Genomic DNA, 20,310 nt, shown 5'->3' with positions numbered 1-20,310 from the left:
GAGGCCGGAGAATATCCGGCCTTTTTCATTCAGGTTTAGCGGAAATTCATTATGTCATGTGGCGAATTTGAACTGATCGCGCGTTATTTTAATCGCGTGACAAGCTCACGTCGCGATGTGGAAAAGGGTATCGGCGACGACTGCGCATTATTAAACGTGCCGGAAAAGCAGACCCTGGCCATCAGTACCGATACGCTGGTGGAAGGTATCCACTTCCTGCGCGACATTCATCCTGCCGATCTCGGTTATAAAGCGCTGGCGGTCAACCTGAGCGATCTGGCTGCTATGGGCGCCGATCCCGCCTGGCTGACGCTGGCGCTAACTTTGCCGGACGTGGACGAGACGTGGCTGAAAGCCTTCAGCGACAGCCTGTTTGAACTGCTGGATTATTACGATATGCAGCTGATCGGCGGCGACACCACGCGTGGGCCGCGCAGCCTGACGCTGGGCATTCACGGCCTGGTGCCTGCGGGCAGGGCGCTGCGACGCAGCGGCGCGCGGCCGGGCGACTGGATCTACGTTACCGGCACGCTGGGCGACAGCGCGGCGGGCCTGGCGCTGTTGCAGCATCGCATGCGCATTACCGATCCGGCGGCGCACGAGGCGCTGATTAAACGCCATCTGCGTCCCATGCCGCGTATTTTGCAGGGCCAGGCGCTGCGCAACCTCGCCAGCGCGGCCATCGACATCTCCGACGGGCTGGTATCCGATTTAGGCCACATCCTTAAAGCCAGCGAGTGCGGCGCCCGCGTTAACCTTGACGCGCTGCCGCTCTCCACCGTGCTGCGCGATCATTTTGACAGCGAGCAGGCGCTGCGCTGGGCGTTAAGCGGCGGCGAAGATTACGAGCTCTGCTTTACCGTGCCGGAGATTAACCGCGGCGCGCTGGATGTGGCGTTGGGGCATCTTGGCGTGCCCTATACCTGCATTGGCCAACTGGGGCCAGAGTCGGAAGGGTTGGTGCTGTTACAGGACGGGAAGCCGACGACACTCAATCTGAAAGGATTTGATCACTTTGACGCGCGATAAAGATTTGGCGAAAAGCCGCCTGCGCCTGAGCAACCCATGGCATCTACTGGCGACCGGCTTCGGCAGCGGCTTAAGCCCTTATGTGCCGGGCACCATGGGATCGCTGGCAGCGATTCCGTTCTGGTGGCTGATGGCCTTTCTGCCGCCGGATATCTATTCTCTGCTGGTGATGTTCGGCATCTGTATCGGCGTCTATCTTTGCCATCGCACGGCGAAAGATATGGGCGTTCACGATCACGGCAGCATCGTCTGGGATGAGTTTATCGGTATGTGGATCACGCTGATGGCGATTCCGGCAATGACCTGGCAATGGGTGCTGGCCGGTTTCGTGATTTTCCGCATACTGGATATGTGGAAACCCTGGCCGATCCGCTGGTTCGATCGCAACGTGCATGGCGGCACGGGAATTATGGTGGATGATATTATCGCCGGCATTCTTTCCGCCGTGCTGCTGTGGTGGATGGGTCTGCACTGGCCGCTATTTTGATGAAGGTATGCGGCGAATCCTGCTCGTCGCATACCCGTTACTGACATCCTGCCTGGATGCTTCTGATAATCTGTTCCCGCTATTTACTCTTCTGTTTCTAAAACGATTTTCTGTAGTCACGAAAAAAAGCGATGAGTTCTTCCGCATAGAGCTCAGGTTCTTCCATGGCGGCAAAATGACCGCCGCGAGGCATGTCTCTCCAGCGACAGATATTGTAATTTTTTTCTGCCCAGCTTCGCGGCGGCGGCAGAACATCGGCAGGGAAACAGGCTATGCCTGTTGGCACCTCGCTTTTTTGCAGCGGGGGAAGCGAATGGAGGTTTTCATAATAGATATTGTTGGACATTGCTGGCGAGCCGGTGAACCAGTACAACGAAATATTGGTCAGGATGTCATCCCTGCTGAAGCGGCTGAACAGGGCTTCATCGCAACCGCTCCACGACCCGAATTTTTCAACTATCCATGCGGCAAGGCCGGCTGGCGAATCATTAAGCCCGAAGGCCAGGGTACGAGGTTTGGTGGCTTGTATGGACATATAGCCACCTTCCTGGCTGATCCATCGAATCGCCGAGCGGCGATATGCCTGTTCTTCTTCCGTCAGCGTTTCCGGTTCCGCATGCGCCATCAAATCTCTTACGATGCCGATATCCGTAAGATGTATTGCGGTAAGGCGCTCAGGGTAGAATGCTGCCAGGTAACGGGTTACGCCTGAACCCAGGTCGCCGCCAGCGGCATAAAATTTTTCGTATCCGAGGATGTCTGTCATAAGCGTTAGCCACAGGCTGGCTACCTGGGCGTTATTGAGCCCTTCAGGCTGCGGACAGGAAGAAAAACCAAATCCTGGAATAGAGGGAACGATAACATCAAAAGCCTCTTCCGGGCTCCCGCCGAAGCGGGCTGGATCGGTTAACCGCGGGATAATCCTTTGATAACGTATAAATGAGTCAGGCCAGCCATGCGTAAGAATCAGGGGAACAGGCGAGGGGCCTTTTCCTCGCATGTGAATAAAATGGATAGGGTACCCATCTACTTCGCTACGGTAATGAGCAAAACGATTTAATTCGGCTTCCTGCTTACGCCAGTTAAATGCTTCTCGCCAGTATTCCACTAGCGGCTTCATAAAATTTACCGGTGTGCCTTTCCCCCAGGTTTCTTCAACTGGCCAGCAAGGCCACCGGGTATTTTTAAGCCTGAGGTTGAGATCATCAAGCTGTGATTGCGGAATATCAATCGTAAAGCGCTCTATAGCCATCATTATTCTCCTGCCGCCGATTTCAGCACGCCGTGAAAGGGAATATTGCTGCATTGTCAGTTCAGCTTAAGCGCGCCGAAAAATAAGAGCAGGACATTCTGGCATCATTTCAGGACAACTTTTCCGCGCCGAAGCGTTGGCGGTACTCGGAAGGCGTTAATTTCAGTCCACGCTCAAAGGCGCGGCGCATCTTCAGCACATTTTTGAAACCGGTTATGGTCGCTACCTGCTCTATTCTTAACGGGCTTTGTTCAAGCAGCGCTCTTGCCGCATCCAGTCGCGCAGCCTCAACATACTTTGCCGGGGTGGTGCCGGTTTCGCGGGTAAATACGCGGACGAAATTGCGCGGGCTCATCGAAACTCGACTGGCAAGAGAATCAATCGTCAGATTTTCAGCAAGGTTTTCCAGTATCCAGACCTGAAGATCGCGCACGGGCCCAGGCTGAACGGCCTGATTAACCACATACCGGCTAAATTGTGATTGCCCTCCGGGACGCTTCAGGAACATAACCATATCCTGAGCAACGCTACGTGCATGCTGAAAGCCGTAATCTTCTTCAATCAGAGCCAGCGTAAGATCGAATCCCGCGCTAACGCCTGCCGAGGTCCATATTTTACCGTCACGGGTATAAATAGAATCCTCATCCACCTTTACGTTGGGAAAACCGGTTTTAAGTACATCCAGAAGCTGCCAATGCGTGGTTGCCTTGCGCCCGTCCAGCAATCCACTTTCAGCCAGTAGCAATGAACCACCGCATATGGATACCACCCGACGCGCATAAGGCTCAGCTTGCCTGAGCCAGTTTGCTATCAGACGACGTTCATCCTTATCCATACCCCGACCGGTCACAATTATCGTGTCCCAACCCGCGTTTACGCTGAGATCGGAAAGGTGATGATTAACCGAGAGGCGAATGCCTGAAAAGCCTTTTACCGCCGTGTTGCTTTTACCCGCCGTTATGCTCACCTGGTAGGCTTCTCCGCCGCCTGTAAACCGACCGGTGCGGCTGGCATGCGATAAAATTTCAGCAATCCCCGCGGCCTCAAACAGCATGCCGCCTTCAGGAATAATAATAAGAACTTTTATCATGAGAATTTCGTCATGAGACATTCGAGGGCCATTCAGAACGCCTATTATACTCGGAAACGGTATCCATTATCGTCAGCGCGAGATGGTTGCATGCTGAAGAGAGTTGCTTCTGCGCCCGTACTGGCTTTACCAAAAGGAAGGCGCGTGGGAGAGAGCAGGGACGCTTCGCGTCTGAAACGCCGGCTGGCTTATTGCGACTCCGATGCTTCGTAGGGCAGCATGCTTGTCATGCGCAGGCGGAGAGCGAAGAGGGATGTGGTAGCAATACAGGAAAGGGCCGACGCGTGGCGTGCGAATAAAAGGCTGCAAAAAACAAAGCCAGGCATAACGCCTGGCTTTTTACTGTGTTGCGGCTGTTCGCTTTTAGCTAACTGGCGGCTGAGCATTTGCAGCGCCAGTCAGCATAGCGGCGAAGTGACGCGTACCGGACAGGCGATTACTGCGCCAGCCAGCGCTCGATCTGCTGCTGAATGCCGACGGCGTCAAGCTGGTAGTCATGACGGATCTCTTCCTGGGTGCCCTGCGGGATAAACTCATCCGGCAGGCCGAGATTCAGCACCGGCGCCAGCACGCGCTTCGCCATCAGCAGCTCGTTAACGCCGCTGCCAGCGCCGCCTTTAATCGCGCCTTCTTCCAGCGTCACCAGCGCTTCATGGCTGGCTGCCATCTCCAGCACCAGCGACTCATCCAGCGGCTTCACGAAACGCATATCCACCAGCGTGGCGTTCAGCGCTTCCGCCGCCGCCCGCGCTTCCGGCAGCAGCGTGCCGAAGTTCAGGATCGCCAGCTTTTCGCCCTGACGTTTCACCACGCCTTTGCCCAGCGGCAGCGAGGCCAGCGGTTCCAGCGTTGCTCCGGTGCCGGTGCCGCGCGGATAGCGCACCGCGCTCGGACCGTCCTGATAGTGATAGCCGGTGTAGAGCATCTGGCGGCATTCGTTTTCGTCGCTGGGCGTCATGATCACCATGCCCGGAATGCAGCGCAGGAAAGCGAGGTCGAAGGCGCCCTGATGGGTTTGCCCGTCGGCGCCGACGATGCCGCCGCGATCGATAGCGAACAGCACCGGCAACTGCTGAATAGCGACGTCATGGATCAGCTGATCGTAGGCGCGCTGCAGGAAAGTGGAGTAGATCGCCACTACCGGCTTGTAGCCGCCGATCGCCAGCCCGGCGGCGAAGGTAACCGCATGCTGTTCGGCGATGGCAACGTCGAAATATTGTCCCGGATACTGGCGTGAAAAGCCGACCATGCCGGAGCCTTCACGCATCGCTGGCGTCACCGCCATCAGCTTATCGTCGCCCGCGGCGGTTTCACACAGCCAGTTGCCGAAGATAGTGGAGTAGCTCGGCAGGCCGCCCGCGCTTTTCGGCAGTGCGCCGCTGGCGGGATCGAACTTCGGCACCGCATGCCAGGCGATCGGATCGTTTTCCGCCGGCGCATAGCCTTTGCCCTTTTTCGTCATGATATGCAGGAACTGCGGACCTTTCAGGTCGCGCATGTTGCTCAGCGTATGCACCAGCGTCAGCACGTCGTGTCCGTCCACCGGACCGATATAGTTAAAGCCCAGCTCCTCGAACAGCGTGCCCGGCACCACCATGCCTTTCAGGTGCTCTTCAGTGCGACGCACCAGCTCTTTAATCGGCGGCAGGCCGGTCAGCACTTTTTTGCCGCCCTCGCGCAGACGCGCATAGGTTTTGCCGGAGAGGATCTGCGCCAGACGATTGTTCAGCGCGCCGACGTTTTCTGAAATCGACATTTCATTGTCATTCAGGATCACCAGCAGGTCGGCCTTGATATCCCCGGCGTGGTTCATCGCCTCGAACGCCATGCCAGCGGTGATCGCGCCGTCGCCGATAATGCAGGCGGTGCGGCGGCCTTTGCCCTCTTTGCCGGCGGCGACCGCCATACCGAGGCCCGCGCTGATAGAAGTAGAGGAGTGGCCGACGCTCAGCACGTCATACTCGCTCTCGGCGCGCCACGGGAAGGGGTGCAGGCCGCCTTTCTGCCGGATAGTGCCGATGCGATCGCGGCGGCCGGTCAGAATTTTATGCGGGTAGGCCTGATGACCCACGTCCCAGACCAGATGGTCGAACGGGGTGTTATAGACATAGTGTAGTGCTACGGTCAGTTCAACCACGCCGAGGCCGGAGGCAAAATGACCGCTGGAGCGGCTTACGCTGTCCAGAAGGTACTGACGCAGCTCATCACACAGCGCGGGCAGTTTCTCTTTTGGCAGTTGACGTAGTTCTTGCACGGAATCGGCAAGCGCCAGCGTCGGGTATTTTGCAGTATCAAAACTCATCAGAGACTCATCGTGGAGGTTATTTATCACGTTCGATTACGAAGCTTGCCAGAGCACGCAGCGTGGTCGTATCCAGGGAAAGCGCGGTCAGTTGATCCAGCGCATCCAGCGCTTCCTGATACAGCGCCTGGGCCTTCTGACGGGCGTTATCCAGCCCCATTAACGCCGGGTAGGTGCTTTTTCCCAGCTGCTGGTCGGCGCCCTGCTGTTTACCGGTGACGGCGGTGTCGCCTACCACGTCGAGGATGTCGTCCTGCACCTGGAAAGCCAGCCCAATAGCGTTCGCATAGCGGTCAAGCAGCGGCAGCGCATGACGCCCGCGTTCGCCTGCCGCCAGCGCGCCAAGCCGTACCGCAGATCGAATCAGGGCGCCGGTTTTATGACGATGAATCGCTTCCAGCGCCGTCAGGTCGATCTGCTCTCCTTCAGCCGCCAGATCCAGCGCCTGACCGCCGCACATGCCAGCCACGCCGCTGGCCTGAGCCAGCTCGGAAATCATCGCGATGCGATCCTGCGGCTGTACGTTGCGCATCGGCGCATCGGCAAGAATGGAAAAGGCCAGCGTTTGCAACGCGTCGCCCGCCAGGATAGCGGTATCCTCGCCAAATTTTATATGGCAGGTAGGTTGCCCACGACGCAGGCTATCATCATCCATGGCGGGAAGGTCATCATGAATTAATGAATAGGCGTGGATGCATTCAACGGCGGCGGCGGGGGCATCAAGGCTCTCTGCATCAACGCGCAGCATATCGCCGACAACATAAACCAAAAAAGGGCGCAGTCTTTTACCGCCCAATAATGCCCCATATTGCATAGCATTAACCAGAGGAGAACTCTGAAAGGGCAGGGGAGAAATAAAGCGCGCCAGCGCGCCGTTCACCCGTTCATGATAGTGGGCGAGTAATTGAGCGAAATCCATTATTCAGCGTCCGGCGTGAAAGGCGTCAGGGCAGCGTCTTTATCATCGTTAAGCAGGATCTGCACGCGCTGCTCCGCCTGCTGCAGCGTTTTTTGTCCTACCCTGGCCAGTTGCACGCCGCGCTCAAACTCGTTCAGCGCCTCTTCCAGCGGCAGATCGCCGCTTTCCAGACGGGTGACTATCTGTTCCAGCTGCTGCAGGGAAGTTTCAAAACTGATCGGCTGTTCGGCTTTTTTTGGCATAGTGATTTTTGGCTCACAGGTTTTTTATCTTATAGCAATCGGACATGGTAGCCGACTCGAAATGATTAGCAAAATAATGATAGAGCATGGCAGTAAAACAGGCAGCCCGCAGACAAAGGTGATATACTGTCGCGCCTCGGAAGCAAAGGACACTAGTTACTTTGCAATTCATTGATTTTATCAGTTAAGTGCTGCCTTTTTTAGCACTTAATTGTCTCAGAGCTGCGCTGTCATGAAGTTTATCATTAAATTGTTTCCCGAAATCACCATCAAGAGTCAGTCGGTGCGTTTGCGCTTTATCAAAATCCTTACGGGGAATATTCGCAACGTATTAAAAGATCTTGATGAGACGCTGGCTGTCGTGCGTCACTGGGACCACATCGAAGTCCGTTCTAAAGATGAAAGCCTGCGTGAAACCTTTATTGATGAGCTGACGCGCATTCCCGGCATTCATCATGTCCTGGCGGTGGAAGATCGCGTCTGGACCGATATGCATAATATTTTTGAACAGGCGATGGCGGTCAACCGCGAGCGGCTGGAAGGGAAAACCTTTTGCGTACGCGTGAAGCGTCGCGGGCAGCACCCGTTCAGCTCGCAGGATGTGGAGCGTTACGTCGGCGGCGGCCTGAATCAGCATATCGCCAGCGCGCAGGTGAATCTCTCGAACCCGCAGGTCACGGTGAATCTGGAGATCGAAAACGATCGCCTGCTGTTGGTGACCGGTCGCTATGAAGGATTGGGCGGCTTCCCGATCGGCACGCAGGAAGATGTGTTGTCACTGATTTCCGGCGGCTTCGACTCGGGCGTTTCCAGCTATATGCTGATGCGCCGCGGCTGCCGCGTACACTACTGCTTCTTTAACCTGGGCGGCGCCGCGCATGAGATCGGCGTGCGTCAGGTGGCGCACTATCTGTGGAATCGTTTTGGCCGCTCGCACCGCGTGCGTTTCGTCGCTATCAATTTCGAGCCGGTAGTCGCGGAGATTCTGGAAAAGGTAGACGACGGTCAGATGGGCGTGGTGTTGAAGCGCATGATGGTGCGCGCCGCTTCGCAGATCGCCGAGCGCTACGGCGTGCAGGCGCTGGTTACCGGCGAAGCGCTGGGCCAGGTTTCCAGCCAGACGCTGACCAACCTGCGACTGATCGATAACGCCTCCGATACGCTGATTCTGCGTCCGCTGATTTCACACGACAAAGAACATATCATCAATCTGGCGCGTAAGATCGGTACGGAAGATTTCGCCCGCACCATGCCGGAGTATTGCGGGGTGATTTCCAAAAGCCCGACGGTAAAAGCGGTGAAGGCGAAGATCGAAGCGGAAGAGGAAAACTTCGATTTTACGGTACTGGATCGGGTAGTGCAGGAGGCGACCAATGTCGATATCCGCACGATCGCCGAGCAGACGCAGGAGGAGGTAACCGAAGTAGAAACCGTCGCCTCTTTCTCCGCCAACGATGCGCTGTTGGATATTCGTTCACTGGACGAGCAGGAAGATAAGCCGCTGAAGGTCGACGGCATTGAAGTGACCTCGCTGCCGTTTTATAAGCTCGGCACCCAGTTTGGCGACCTCGATCAGAGCAAAACCTGGCTGCTTTACTGCGATCGCGGCGTGATGAGCCGTTTGCAGGCGCTCTACCTGCATGAGCAGGGCTTTAAGAATGTGAAGGTCTATCGCCCGTAACCTGCATTAATCAGGCCAGCCGTCAGACTGGCCTTTTTTATCCTACGCCATCGGCGTTTCGCTTATTCGCGATAGTCGTAAATGCCCGCCGCGAGCACCAGCTGCGAGGCGACCTCCGCTGCTTTCTCTTTTCCCGTCAGCAGGTCGATAAGCTTCAGCGCAAAATCCATCGCGGTGCCGGGCCCCTGGCTGGTCAGCAGATTAACGCGCGGGTCCCAGACCACGCGCTTTTCCACCCACTTATCTTCCGGGATGGTCTCTTTCAGGCCGGGAAAGCCGGTCATATTGCCGATGGGAAACAGGTCGTGCGGCACCAGCACCGTGCCTGCGGCGGCGCAGATCGCCGCCACGATGCGGCCCGACAGATGAAACTGCTGCACCGCTTCCACCAGCAGCGGACTGTCGCGGAACGCTTCCGCGCCTTTCAGACCGCCCGGCAGCACGATGGCGTCATAATCGTTGTCCGCCACGTCCACCAGCCGCGCATCCGCCAGCAGCTTCACGCCGCGCGAGCAGACAATCTGCCGATCACCGTCGCCGTTAACGCTGGCCGTGGTCACCGTAATACCGGCGCGCACCAGCAGATCGATCACGGTCACCGCTTCGATCTCTTCAGTGCCATGTGCCAGGCAGACCAGCGCCGATACGTTCGCGCTCATAATTTTGCTCCTTTCGCTTAATCAGTTCGTACAGCCGGGTATTTTCAGGGACGGCAATGCCCTGCGCCCGCGCCCGTTGCAGTAAATAGCCGGTGATATAGTCAATTTCCGTGCGGCGCTGGGCGCGCACGTCCTGCAGCATCGATGAAACATTCTGCGCGGTGCTGGCGATAACCGCATAAACATAGTCCCGCAGCTGCTGCGCGCTGGTATGCACCCCTTCGCGCGCCATCACCGTCGCGACCTCATCGCACAAACAAGTAATCTCCTCCGGCCAGGCGACCAGATCTCCGTTCAGACAGTCGTGCAGCGCGCTGAGCGGATTGATGACGCAGTTTACCGCCAGCTTTTGCCAGCAGGCGGCCAATACGTCGTTGTGCCAGGCGACATCCGGCAACGCCTGATGCAGCGTTTCCGCCAGATCGCTCAGCGCGGCGCTTTCCGACGAACCGGGGCCGATATGGGTGATGCCGCTGGCGACATGGACGATGACCGTGCCGTCGCGTTTCGCCGCATGCGTCGTGACGCCGCGCAGCAGGGGCTGGGTTAAACCGCGCAGCTCCTCCAGCGTGCCCATGCCGTTATGCAGCAGCAGGATGGGACACTGGGCCGGCAGCAACGTTTGAATATTTTTGATGGCGCCTGAAACCTGCCAGGCCTTAAGCGTGACCAGCAGCAGATCGCTGCTACCGAGAAACAGCGGATCGTTGGCGATAAAGGTTTTATTGATCGCGGACCCCTCGGTATCGATAAGGTTAACCGAACAGTAAGGCTGAGGTACGCGTAGCCAACCCTGAACCTCATGTCCCTGTCGATCGAGCGCGGCCAGCCAAAGCTGACCCAGCGCGCCGCATCCGAGCACCGTAATTTTCATGCGTCCTCCCGCGGGCGCTTACCGGCGAGTTAATTGAGTATAGCTGTGCATATGGGCTGTTTTCTTTGCCGTACACAAGCAGGTATTATGCATGTCACGTTGGAGTCTGGAGAAAAAATTATGCCATCTTTCGATATCGTTTCTGAAATCGACATGCAGGAAGTGCGAAACGCCGTTGAAAACGCCAACCGCGAACTTTCAACCCGCTTCGATTTTCGCAACGTTAGCGCCAGCATCGAGCTGAATGAAAAAGCGCAAACCATCAAAGTGACCACCGAGTCCGATTTTCAGGTGAAGCAGCTGGTGGATATCCTGCGGGAAAAACTACTCAAGCGCGGCATTGAAGGCGCGGCGCTGGACGTGCCGGAGCAGATTGAACATAGCGGGAAAAACTGGAGCCTTGATCTCAAGATGAAGCAGGGCATTGAGGCCGATATGGCGAAAAAAATCGTCAAGCTGATTAAAGAGAGCAAAATCAAGGTGCAGCCGCAGATTCAGGGCGAAGAGGTGCGCGTGAACGGCAAATCGCGCGACGATCTGCAAAGCGCCATTGCGCTGATTCGCGGCGGCAACCTGGGGCAGCCGTTCCAGTTTAAAAACTTCCGCGATTAATTAAATGTGATAGCGCCGTATCGTTAAACGGGGGACGCCGTGCGGCTTTCGGAAAATGCTACGGTGCCTGCTCAGGAAGGCCGGACCGATCGTAAAGATGCCAAAAGCGTCATCCCTGACGGCTCGGCCCGCGCCGTTCCTGCTGCGGGACGCTTTACTCTTCTGCCCGGCTTTCCTGCGCTTTAGGCTGCGGCGAGGCTAACAGGCATGCTGCCTGCCTGTCCTCCGGCGGCGATGATAATTCAGGCCGCGCCATGCGGCCCTTATTATATCGAGGCTTCCGACGGGGGGAGGGCAACGCGTCAGGCGCTGGCGATCAACGCCTCCAGTTCAACCCGACTGGTCACCTTGCTGTCGATTTTAACGTAGGCGCTGCGCTCTTCCGGCACGATAAACACCGATGAAACGCCCGGCTGCGCCTTCAGCTTCTGTTCCAGACGCGCGTCGTTAAGCGCGTTGTCGTCCAGCACGATGCGCAGGCTGCTGACGTACGGCGGCTCCTGCATCGTGGTGCTGAGCAACAGCCACAGCGTCGCTACCACGGCGCCTAATAAGAACACCGTCTGGGCGTCAAAGCTGTCGAACACCCAGCCGCCGAGACTGCCGCCGATCGCCACGCCGAGAAACTGGCTGGTGGAGTAGATGCCCATCGCGGTGCCCTTATAGCCCGCCGGCGATTCTTTACTGATCAGCGACGGCAAAATCGCCTCCATCAGGTTGAAGGCGAGAAAAAAGAGCTGTACGCCAATCGCCAGGGTCCAGAAATGGTTACCGGAACCCCACAGTACAATTTCTGCGATCAGGATCAGCGCGATGCAGGAGATAAATACCCGTTTCATGCGCCGTTTGACTTCGGCATAGATAATAAAAGGCACGACGGCGACAAAAGCCACCAGCATGGTCACCAGGTAAACCTTCCAGTGCTGCTCCGCCGGGAAGCCTGCCTGTTCAAACTGGCCGGGCAGGGCGACGAAGCTCGACATCAACAGAATATGCAGGCAGAGAATGCCAATATTGAGCTTCAGCAGGCGCGGCTGCATTAGCACTTCACGAATACTGCCTTTCACCATGCCCGATTCGCGGTTCAGCATATGATGCGGCGCGTTAGGCACCACCAGCAGCGTAATGACAATGCCGCAGCTGGCCAGAATCGCAATCATCCAGAACAGCGCATGCAGGCCGAAAGCATGAGTGATAATCGGCCCCAGCACCATGGCGATGGCGAAAGTAATGCCAAAGCTGATGCCGATAAACGCCATCGCCTTGGTGCGATTCTGCTCGCGGGTCAAATCGGAAAGCAGTGCCATTACCGCGGCAGCGATAGCGCCGGAGCCCTGCAGCGCGCGGCCGAGAATGACACCCCAGATAGAGGTGGTGCTGGCGGCGATCACGCTGCCCAGCACAAAAACCAGCAGGCCGCCGACGATCAGCGGCTTGCGGCCGATGCGATCGGAGAGCAGGCCGAACGGAATCTGAAAAATCGCCTGCGCCAGGCCATAAATGCCGATGGCCAGGCCAATCAGCGATTCGCTGGCGCCCTGCAACGCCATGCCATAGGTCGTTAGCACGGGCAGGACCATAAACATGCCCAGCATGCGTAACGAGAAAACGGTGCCTAAACCCCAGGTTGCTCGCAGTTCAACCGGTGTCATTTTATTATCGTTCATTACAACCTCAGTCTTATCACTGACAATATTTTAAGGAGCGGGGCAGGGCGGGTAAAACAGAAGTTTTTAAGCAGTCGTAACAAAAAGAAAGGGCGCACGAAGCGCCCTTGATGATGTAGCTTGCGGTTAACGTACGTAGGTCAGTAGGTTCTGTGAAGCCGGGGCCATAAAGTCCACCGACATCATCACGCTCAGCGCGGTAATGGCGACGATGGAGAACACAAACAGCTTACGTGCCCAAACGCGATCGTTTGAGGTTTTGTAACCTGAAAGCGCCATGCCCAGCCACCACACGCTGACTGCCGCCGCAACCACCAGATATTTGTAGCCAGCGTAGCCGCCCAGTGACAGCATCAGCGTAGCGATCATAAACGCCAGAATGTAGAGCGTAATATGATTCTTCGCCACGGAAATGCCTTTTACCACCGGCAAAACCGGAATGTTCGCTGCCTGGTAATCTTTAAAGCGGAAGATCGCAATCGCATAGGAATGCGGCATCTGCCACAGGCTAAAGATAGCCAACAGGATCAGCGCGCCAGCATCAAACTCGTTAGTCACCGCACAGTAGCCAATGACCGGCGGCGCAGCGCCGGAAAGACTGCCGATCAACGTACCGTAGACTGATTTACGCTTCATGTAGAGGCTGTAAATGCCGACGTATACCACGAAGCCCATCACCGCCAGCCACATGGCCAGCGGGTTAGCTCCGAAATACAGCAACGCAAAGCCAGCAATACCTAATGCGGTTGCATAAACCAGGCTTACTTTCGGAGAGATGAGGCCTTTAACCAGCACTCGATTCTTGGTTCTCTCCATTTTTCTGTCGATGTCGCGGTCGATAAAGTTGTTGTAAACACAACCTGATGCGACCACCAGTGAAACACCAACGAGGGCGGTGAGAAACAGGGTGTAATCAATGCTGCCTTTTGACGCCAGCAGAAAACCCCCGATAACAGAAATTAAATTCCCGAAAATAATTCCTGGTTTTGTTACTTGCAGGTATTGCTTAATCATCACGTACGACTCTTTAGTGGGACATCATCATGTTGTAGTTGAGGTTCCACATGATCCACAGCGAGCCGACGACGACAATCAGGATAATGATGGCGGCAAAGACAATCGCCACCATATTCCAGCCGCCTTCAGATTTGGTATCTAAGTGCAGGAAGAAGCCCAGGTGAACCAGCACCTGAACTACCGCGCACACCAGAACCACGCTGAGAATGGTGCCATGCGAAGCGCCGCCATCCATTACCATCCAGAACGGGATGCCCGTCAGGATGACAGAGAGGATGAAGCCGATCATGTAAGACTTCACGCTACTGTGAGGAGTGACGCCATGTTGGTTAGCAGAATGACTCATTACATGACCCCCATCAGATAGACAATGGTAAATACGCAGATCCAGACCACATCCAGGAAGTGCCAAAACAGGCTCAGGCACATAACGCGGGTGCGGTTGGTCTCGGTCAGGCCGTTTTTCGCCAGCTGGAACATCAGCACCAGCATCCAGATCAGACCGGAGGTAACGTGCAGACCGTGGGTGCCGACCAGCGTAAAGAAGCCGGACAGGAAGCCGCTACGATCCGGACCAAAGCCTTCCGCGATCAGATGATGGAACTCATAGATTTCCATCGCGATAAAGCCGAGACCGAACAGGAAGGTCAGCGCCAGCCAGCGGTTAACCGCGCCTTTGCTGCCGTTGTTCATGCCGATAACGGCCATACCGTAAGTAATGGAGCTCAACAGCAGCAGCGCGGTTTCGGCCAGTACAAACGGCAGTTCGAAGATGTCTTTACCTGCCGGGCCACCGGCAGTGTTGTTGACCATAACCGCATAGGTCGCAAACAGCGTTGCGAAGATAATGCAGTCACTCATCAGGTAGATCCAGAAACCAAAGATTTTATTGGCTCCTGCATCGTGATGCCCATGCTCCGCATGAGCGTCGTGCTGTTTAGACAGTGTTTGTGCCATTATTTCAGACCTGCTTTGCTGATGTCTTTGAAGTGCTGATTTTCAATTTCTTCGATCTGTTTGACCGGAACATAGTAATCAACATCTTCGTCGAAGCTTTTAACGATCCAGCTCACAATCATCGCGACAAAAGACAGACCCAGCAGCCACCAGATGTGCCAGATGGCGGCGAAACCAAAGACCGTGGCGAACAGGGCGATAATCAGACCTGCACCGCTGTTTTTCGGCATATGGATCTCTTCGTAATGCGCAGGCTGCTTGTACGCCTCGCCTTTTTCTTTCATTTCCCAGAAGGCATCGCGCTCGTTGATGTGCGGAACCACTGCGAAGTTATAGAACGGCGGCGGAGAGGAAGTTGACCACTCCAGCGTACGGCCGCCCCACGGGTCACCGGTCAGATCGCGGTTTTCGTGACGGTCACGTACAGATACCCAGAACATGATCAGCTGGCAGAGAATACCCAGCGCGATCAGGCCAACACCAACGGCGGCTACAACCAGCAGCGGATGGAACTGCGGATCGATATCCTGGCTCAGACGACGGGTCATACCCATAAAGCCCAGCGCGTACAGCGGCATAAAGGCAACGAAGAAGCCGATAATCCAGAACCAGAAGGCGCGTTTACCCCAGGTTTCGTTCAGGGTGAAGCCAAACGCTTTCGGGAACCAGTAGGTTACGCCAGCCATACAACCGAACACCACACCACCGATAATTACGTTATGGAAGTGCGCGATCAGGAACAGACTGTTGTGCAGAACGAAGTCGGCACCCGGAACCGCCAGCAGAACACCGGTCATACCACCTACGGAGAAGGTGACCAGGAAGCCTACGGTCCACAGCATGGCAGAGTGCATCTGAATGCGGCCCTGGTACATGGTGAACAGCCAGTTAAAGATCTTAACGCCGGTCGGGATGGCGATAATCATCGTCATAATGCCGAAGAAGGCGTTAACGTTCGCGCCCGCACCCATAGTGAAGAAGTGGTGCAGCCAAACGATAAAGGACAGTACGGTAATCACCACGGTCGCCCACACCAGAGAGGTGTAGCCAAACAGGCGTTTTTTCGAGAACGTCGCAACCACTTCTGAGAACACGCCGAAGACCGGCAGAACCAGAATGTATACTTCCGGGTGGCCCCATACCCAAATCAGGTTGACATACATCATCATGTTGCCGCCCATATCATTGGTAAAGAAATGGAAGCCCAGATAACGGTCAAGGGTCAGCAACGCCAGCGTGACGGTCAGCACCGGGAACGAAGCGATGATCAGCACGTTAGTACACAGAGACGCCCAGGTGAACACCGGCATTTTGAACATGGTCATGCCCGGCGCACGCATTTTCAGGATAGTAACGAAGAAGTTAATACCTGTTAATGTCGTACCGATACCGGAAAGCTGCAAACTCCAGATCCAGTAATCAACCCCAACGCCCGGACTGTATTCAGCCCCCGACAGCGGCGGATAAGCCAGCCAACCGGTCTGCGCGAATTCACCCACGCCCAGAGAGAGGTTAACCAGGATCACGCCAACGGCGGTGAACCAGAAGCTCAGGTTGTTAAGGAAAGGGAACGCCACGTCGCGCGCGCCGATCTGCAGAGGAACAGCAATGTTCATCAGACCAACAACGAACGGCATCGCTACGAAGAAGATCATGATAACGCCGTGGGCGGTAAAGATCTGATCGTAGTGATGAGGCGGCAGGAAGCCTGCTTCCCCGGCAGAAGCCAGCATCTGCTGGCCGCGCATCATGATGGCGTCGGCAAAGCCACGCAGCAGCATGACGAATGCCAGGATCACATACATGATACCCAGCTTTTTGTGGTCGACTGAGGTCAGCCATTCCGTCCACAAGTATTTCCACTTACCGAAGTAAGTTAGCGCAGCGACAAGGGCCAGACCACCAAGAATGATGGCGGCCACCGTAATCATGATAATGGGTTCATGATACGGCACTGCATCCAGTGTTAATTTTCCGAACATCGTATTATTCCTCGGCTCCCGCGTGAGAGGCTTCACTCATGTCCATGCCTTCATGACCTGACATGTCCATCTTCCCGTGGCTCATCTTGAATTTTTCAATAACCTGCTTGAACAATTCAGGATTCGCGTTGGAGAAATACTCAACCGGATGATTTTCGCTTGGCGCTGCCAGTTTCTCGAATTCATCCATGGTGGTTAAGGTATTCGGTGCCTGTTTGACTTTCGCTACCCACTGCTCAAAACCTGCCTGATCGGGGGTGGCAATCGCCTGGAACTTCATTCCTGAGAAACCGCGGCCGCTAAAGTTGGACGAGATACCTTTAAAGGTTCCCGGCTCGTTGGCGATCAGGTGCAGTTTGGTCTGCATCCCAGCCATGGCGTAGATCTGGCTGCCAAGGGTCGGAATGAAGAAGGAGTTCATGACGGAGTTAGAGGTGATCCTGAAATTCACCGGGGTGCCTTTCGGGAACGCAATTTCGTTAACCGTCGCAATACCCTGTTCCGGATAGATGAACAGCCATTTCCAGTCCAACGCCACAACTTCGATCTCAACCGGTTTCACGTCAGAAGCGATAGGCTTGCCTGGCTCCAGAGCGTGGGTCGATTTCCAGGTCAACACGCCAAGGAAGAGAATGATTAGGATCGGAACGGTCCAGACCACCGCTTCCACTTTATTGGAGTGGGACCAGTTAGGGCTGTATTTTGCATTCGTGTTGGACGCACGATATTTCCATGCGAACACCACGGCCATCAGAATTGCGGGTATAACGACGATCAACATCAAGCCAAAGGCTGTCAGTATCAGCGAACGTTGCTCCATTGCAATCTGTCCTTTGGGATTTAACAACGCACTGTCACAGCCACTTAACAATAAAGTGCCTGCAATTAATGACAAAATCCCCAAACTTTTATTGTATTTCCTGAGTCTCATTTAACGACCTCAATGACAAGGGCTCTATTGTCGTTTAAGTGTGGCGGCATTTTACGGGAAGGTTTATGCAGTGTAAACCAGCTTAAGAACGTGTCAGAACAGTGTTGACACCTTTTGCCAAGGGTGTCACATCTGTTGCGGAAGGTAACAAATTATTAATGAGGGCAGGTATTTGGGTTAATATAACGAAAAAAGATGACTCTAATCGTCTATAGGAAGGGATGAATCTAAACAACGTAATCAAGCCTCAATAGTTTAACAATTTTGCATCATTTAGGTGATAATTATTAAACATAAATAATTACGCACCGTTTTTTAATATTAGACAGGGATTGTTAAACCGGCTGGATAATTTTTTGGACTGGGTCGGACAATATAATTTACATGCGGAGATTATTTTCACCACCGGACGACAATTTATTTTCGCCGTCCGGTTTTATTTGGCTTAGGCCGCTTCGCGCTGCGCCAGATAGTCGAGCAGCGTGCCGGTAAATATCCCAAGCAGCATGACGATGCATCCTGTGTTAAATAACGCATAGAGCGGCAACGACAGCGCAACCAGGCCGCTGGCGTTCAGTGCCAGCGCGAGCAGCCAGAGCGCTAACAGCGCGGCGCCGCCCGCCAACAGGCGCAGCGCCCAGCGATAACCGGATGCCCAGCGGCGACGCAGGGCGAAGCGCTGCGCCTCCTGCGACTGTTGCAGGCTGTTTTTACCGGCGGCCAGCAGCAACAGTCCCGGCAGCGCAGCGGCTACCGAGAATGCATAAAAGGTGGGCCATCCCCAGAGTTCCACCAGCCAGCCCGCCGCCGGACCGACATAAACGCGGCCCACCGCCGACAGCGCGGAAAGCAGCGCGAACTGCGTGGCGGAAAATGAGCGATTGCAGAGGCTCATTAATAGCGCGACAAACGCGGCGGTGCCCATGCCGCCGCACAGATTTTCCGCGAACACCGCGCTCGCCATGCTCCACATATGGGGCGGCGTGACCGAAAGCAGCCACCAGGCGAGGTTAGAAAGCGCCTGCAGAATGCCGAACAGCATCAGCGCCCGAAACAGGCTCAGGCGCTGCATCAGCATCCCGCCGTACAGCGCGCCGATAATGGTGGCCAGCAGCCCGAGCGATTTATTGACCAGCCCGACGTCGCCCGCGGAAAAGCCGACGCCGCGTATCAGGAAGGTGGTGGTCAGGCTGGCGGCGAAAGCGTCGCCCAGCTTATAAAGTACAATCAACGAGAGCATCAGCCAGGCATTGTCGCGATTAAAGAAATCACGCAGCGGCGCGATGACCGCTTCTTCCAGCGTGTGCGGGCGCGCGATCGTATCGCCGGGCTCGCGCGCCAACAGCGTGGCGATCAGGCCCGGCAGCATCATCAGCGCCATCAGCCAATAGGTCGCCTGCCAGCCCAGGTAACGATCCGCCAGCCACAGCGCCAGCCCGCCGGAAACCAGCATCGCCAGGCGATAACCCAGCACGGTAATCGCCGCACCGCTGCCGCGCTCTTCCGGCGACAGAATATCGGTTTTCCAGGCGTCGAAGACAATATCCTGCGATGCGGAGCAGAAGGCGATCAGCACCGCCAGCGCCGCCAGTAGCGTTAAATGACGCGCTGGCTCCATACAGCCCATCAGCGCGATACCGCCAATAAGCAGCAGCTGAGTGAGAAGAAGCCAGCCGCGACGCCGGCCCAGGAAAGGCGGCGTATAGCGGTCCATCAATGGCGACCAGAGAAACTTAAAAACATAGGCCTGTCCAACCAGCGAGAAAAAGCCGATGGTTTTAAGATCCACGCCCTCTACGGTCATCCATGCCTGCAGCGTGCCGGAAGTCAGCGCAAGGGGAAGGCCGGAGGCGAAACCCAGCAGCAGCAAAACTGCCGCGTTGCGCTGAGTGAAAATACGCAAGAGTGAATTATCCATAACTGCCTTTTTGTGTAGACAGGCCCGGCGATCCTGCCGGGCCGTTAAAGATGATTAACGTGCGTTCTGCTTGATAAAGGCGCTGACGCTGGTGTCCTGCGCCATATCGCTGATAACGTCGCTCAGCGTTGCGTTGACCGCTTTAGTGATTTTATCGTTAGTGGCGTTGAACGCCCCTTCGATGCTGTAGGTCTGACGATAGTTTTTCACCTGTTTATTGCCATTTTTCGCGCTGGCGATAATGGAAATATCCGCCTTGGTGGTGATGCTGTAACGCAGGTTGCCCTGAGTCACGTCGGCATAAAGATTGTTAACCACGATCTGCAGATCGACCGCGCCGTTCGGGCCGACCATATAACCGCGCGCGGTCATCTGTTTCTCCAGCACTTCCTGCAGCAGAAAACGCAGGTCGCGGCTCGGCGTCAGGGTCACCAGCTGGTTGTCGCGGGTGACTTTCGCCAGCGCCTGGTCGGCGCGTTGGTCGGCACCGTTAATGCTGACCGTTACGCCCATCAGGCCAGGGTCCTGTTGGGGAAGCTGAATCGTCGGCTGTACATCAAGCGTATTGCTGTTGGTGGCACAGCCAGCCAGAATAAAGGCAGCCAGCAGGGGGAAAAGGAGTTTTTTTAGCATGCTTATTTTCTCATAGGTCTGAAGGATATTGCTGACAAAACAGCGGCCATCATATCAT

The 20,310-nt window shown here is 55.7% G+C and carries 19 protein-coding genes; 4 read left to right on the top strand and 15 right to left on the bottom strand.

The features are described 5' to 3' along the window. The first annotated feature begins 51 nt into the window (after nt 1-51). Complete coding sequence (thiL, locus tag MYY08_RS16380; protein WP_038627633.1) at nt 52-1,029, top strand: thiamine-phosphate kinase; 978 nt, start codon at nt 52-54, stop codon at nt 1,027-1,029. Beyond that, on the top strand, nt 1,007-1,516 hold the full coding sequence (gene pgpA, locus MYY08_RS16375; RefSeq protein WP_288014954.1) for a phosphatidylglycerophosphatase A: 510 nt from the start codon (nt 1,007-1,009) through the stop codon (nt 1,514-1,516). Before thiL ends, pgpA begins: the two co-directional genes overlap by 23 nt. Before the next feature lie 97 nt (nt 1,517-1,613). On the opposite strand, the gene MYY08_RS16370 is transcribed toward pgpA, so the two are convergent. From MYY08_RS16370 to xseB, 5 genes are all read right to left on the bottom strand, one after another. After that, nucleotides 1,614-2,771, bottom strand: a complete 1,158-nt coding sequence (locus tag MYY08_RS16370) for an epoxide hydrolase family protein (RefSeq protein WP_244555255.1) — start codon at nt 2,769-2,771, stop codon at nt 1,614-1,616. 106 nt (nt 2,772-2,877) lie between these two features. Further along, nucleotides 2,878-3,858 (bottom strand): GlxA family transcriptional regulator, encoded by a 981-nt coding sequence (locus MYY08_RS16365; protein ID WP_159378725.1) that lies wholly within the window; start codon nt 3,856-3,858, stop codon nt 2,878-2,880. A gap of 436 nt (nt 3,859-4,294) precedes the next feature. After that, nucleotides 4,295-6,160, bottom strand: coding sequence for a 1-deoxy-D-xylulose-5-phosphate synthase (gene dxs / locus MYY08_RS16360; RefSeq protein ID WP_084970021.1), 1,866 nt, complete (start codon nt 6,158-6,160; stop codon nt 4,295-4,297). 19 nt (nt 6,161-6,179) lie between these two features. Next, entirely contained in the window at nt 6,180-7,079 is a 900-nt protein-coding gene (gene ispA / locus MYY08_RS16355) for a (2E,6E)-farnesyl diphosphate synthase (protein ID WP_084970020.1), read from the bottom strand. After that, nucleotides 7,079-7,321, bottom strand: coding sequence for an exodeoxyribonuclease VII small subunit (xseB, locus tag MYY08_RS16350; RefSeq protein WP_038627625.1), 243 nt, complete (start codon nt 7,319-7,321; stop codon nt 7,079-7,081). The genes ispA and xseB overlap by 1 nt, the downstream gene beginning before the upstream one ends. Nucleotides 7,322-7,553: 232 nt before the next feature. On the opposite strand from xseB, the gene thiI reads away from it, so the two are divergent. Further along, nucleotides 7,554-9,002, top strand: coding sequence for a tRNA uracil 4-sulfurtransferase ThiI (gene thiI, locus MYY08_RS16345; protein WP_038627623.1), 1,449 nt, complete (start codon nt 7,554-7,556; stop codon nt 9,000-9,002). Nucleotides 9,003-9,064: 62 nt separating this feature from the next. Here the strand turns inward: thiI and yajL are convergent, their stop codons facing one another. Next, nucleotides 9,065-9,661: a protein deglycase YajL gene (gene yajL, locus MYY08_RS16340; protein WP_288014953.1), complete on the bottom strand. Its 597-nt coding sequence runs from the start codon at nt 9,659-9,661 to the stop codon at nt 9,065-9,067. Beyond that, the gene (panE, locus tag MYY08_RS16335; protein ID WP_038627620.1) at nt 9,615-10,535 is read right to left on the bottom strand and encodes a 2-dehydropantoate 2-reductase; all 921 of its coding nucleotides are present in this window, start codon (nt 10,533-10,535) and stop codon (nt 9,615-9,617) included. The genes yajL and panE overlap by 47 nt, the downstream gene beginning before the upstream one ends. 120 nt (nt 10,536-10,655) lie before the next feature. On the opposite strand from panE, the gene MYY08_RS16330 reads away from it, so the two are divergent. Next, nucleotides 10,656-11,147 (top strand): YajQ family cyclic di-GMP-binding protein, encoded by a 492-nt coding sequence (locus MYY08_RS16330; protein ID WP_038627618.1) that lies wholly within the window; start codon nt 10,656-10,658, stop codon nt 11,145-11,147. Nucleotides 11,148-11,449: 302 nt separating this feature from the next. Here MYY08_RS16330 and MYY08_RS16325 read toward each other — a convergent pair whose 3' ends face one another. The 8 genes from MYY08_RS16325 to MYY08_RS16290 form a co-directional block, all read right to left on the bottom strand. After that, the gene (locus tag MYY08_RS16325; protein WP_288014951.1) at nt 11,450-12,814 is read right to left on the bottom strand and encodes an MFS transporter; all 1,365 of its coding nucleotides are present in this window, start codon (nt 12,812-12,814) and stop codon (nt 11,450-11,452) included. 126 nt (nt 12,815-12,940) lie between these two features. Beyond that, nucleotides 12,941-13,828, bottom strand: a complete 888-nt coding sequence (gene cyoE, locus MYY08_RS16320) for a heme o synthase (RefSeq protein WP_038627614.1) — start codon at nt 13,826-13,828, stop codon at nt 12,941-12,943. A 13-nt stretch (nt 13,829-13,841) separates the two neighbouring features. Beyond that, nucleotides 13,842-14,177, bottom strand: a complete 336-nt coding sequence (locus MYY08_RS16315) for a cytochrome o ubiquinol oxidase subunit IV (protein ID WP_038627612.1) — start codon at nt 14,175-14,177, stop codon at nt 13,842-13,844. Continuing rightward, nucleotides 14,177-14,788, bottom strand: a complete 612-nt coding sequence (locus tag MYY08_RS16310; protein ID WP_038627610.1) for a cytochrome o ubiquinol oxidase subunit III — start codon at nt 14,786-14,788, stop codon at nt 14,177-14,179. The genes MYY08_RS16315 and MYY08_RS16310 overlap by 1 nt, the downstream gene beginning before the upstream one ends. Beyond that, nucleotides 14,788-16,770: a cytochrome o ubiquinol oxidase subunit I gene (cyoB, locus tag MYY08_RS16305; protein ID WP_038627609.1), complete on the bottom strand. Its 1,983-nt coding sequence runs from the start codon at nt 16,768-16,770 to the stop codon at nt 14,788-14,790. The genes MYY08_RS16310 and cyoB overlap by 1 nt, the downstream gene beginning before the upstream one ends. A gap of 4 nt (nt 16,771-16,774) precedes the next feature. After that, a complete protein-coding gene (cyoA, locus tag MYY08_RS16300) occupies nt 16,775-17,701 on the bottom strand; it encodes a cytochrome o ubiquinol oxidase subunit II (RefSeq protein ID WP_038627607.1) in 927 nt (308 codons plus the stop codon). Nucleotides 17,702-18,146: 445 nt separating this feature from the next. Next, nucleotides 18,147-19,619 carry a muropeptide MFS transporter AmpG gene (gene ampG / locus MYY08_RS16295; protein ID WP_038627605.1) on the bottom strand — a complete coding sequence of 491 codons (1,473 nt, stop codon included), beginning with the start codon at nt 19,617-19,619 and terminating at the stop codon, nt 18,147-18,149. 54 nt (nt 19,620-19,673) lie between these two features. Next, nucleotides 19,674-20,252, bottom strand: coding sequence for a lipoprotein (locus MYY08_RS16290; RefSeq protein ID WP_038627603.1), 579 nt, complete (start codon nt 20,250-20,252; stop codon nt 19,674-19,676). Nucleotides 20,253-20,310 lie beyond the last annotated feature (58 nt).

Origin of the sequence: Mixta sp., assembly GCF_024610815.1 — a bacterium.
Classification (GTDB): domain Bacteria; phylum Pseudomonadota; class Gammaproteobacteria; order Enterobacterales; family Enterobacteriaceae; genus Mixta; species Mixta calida.
This window is presented reverse-complemented; position numbering and strand designations above follow the sequence as displayed.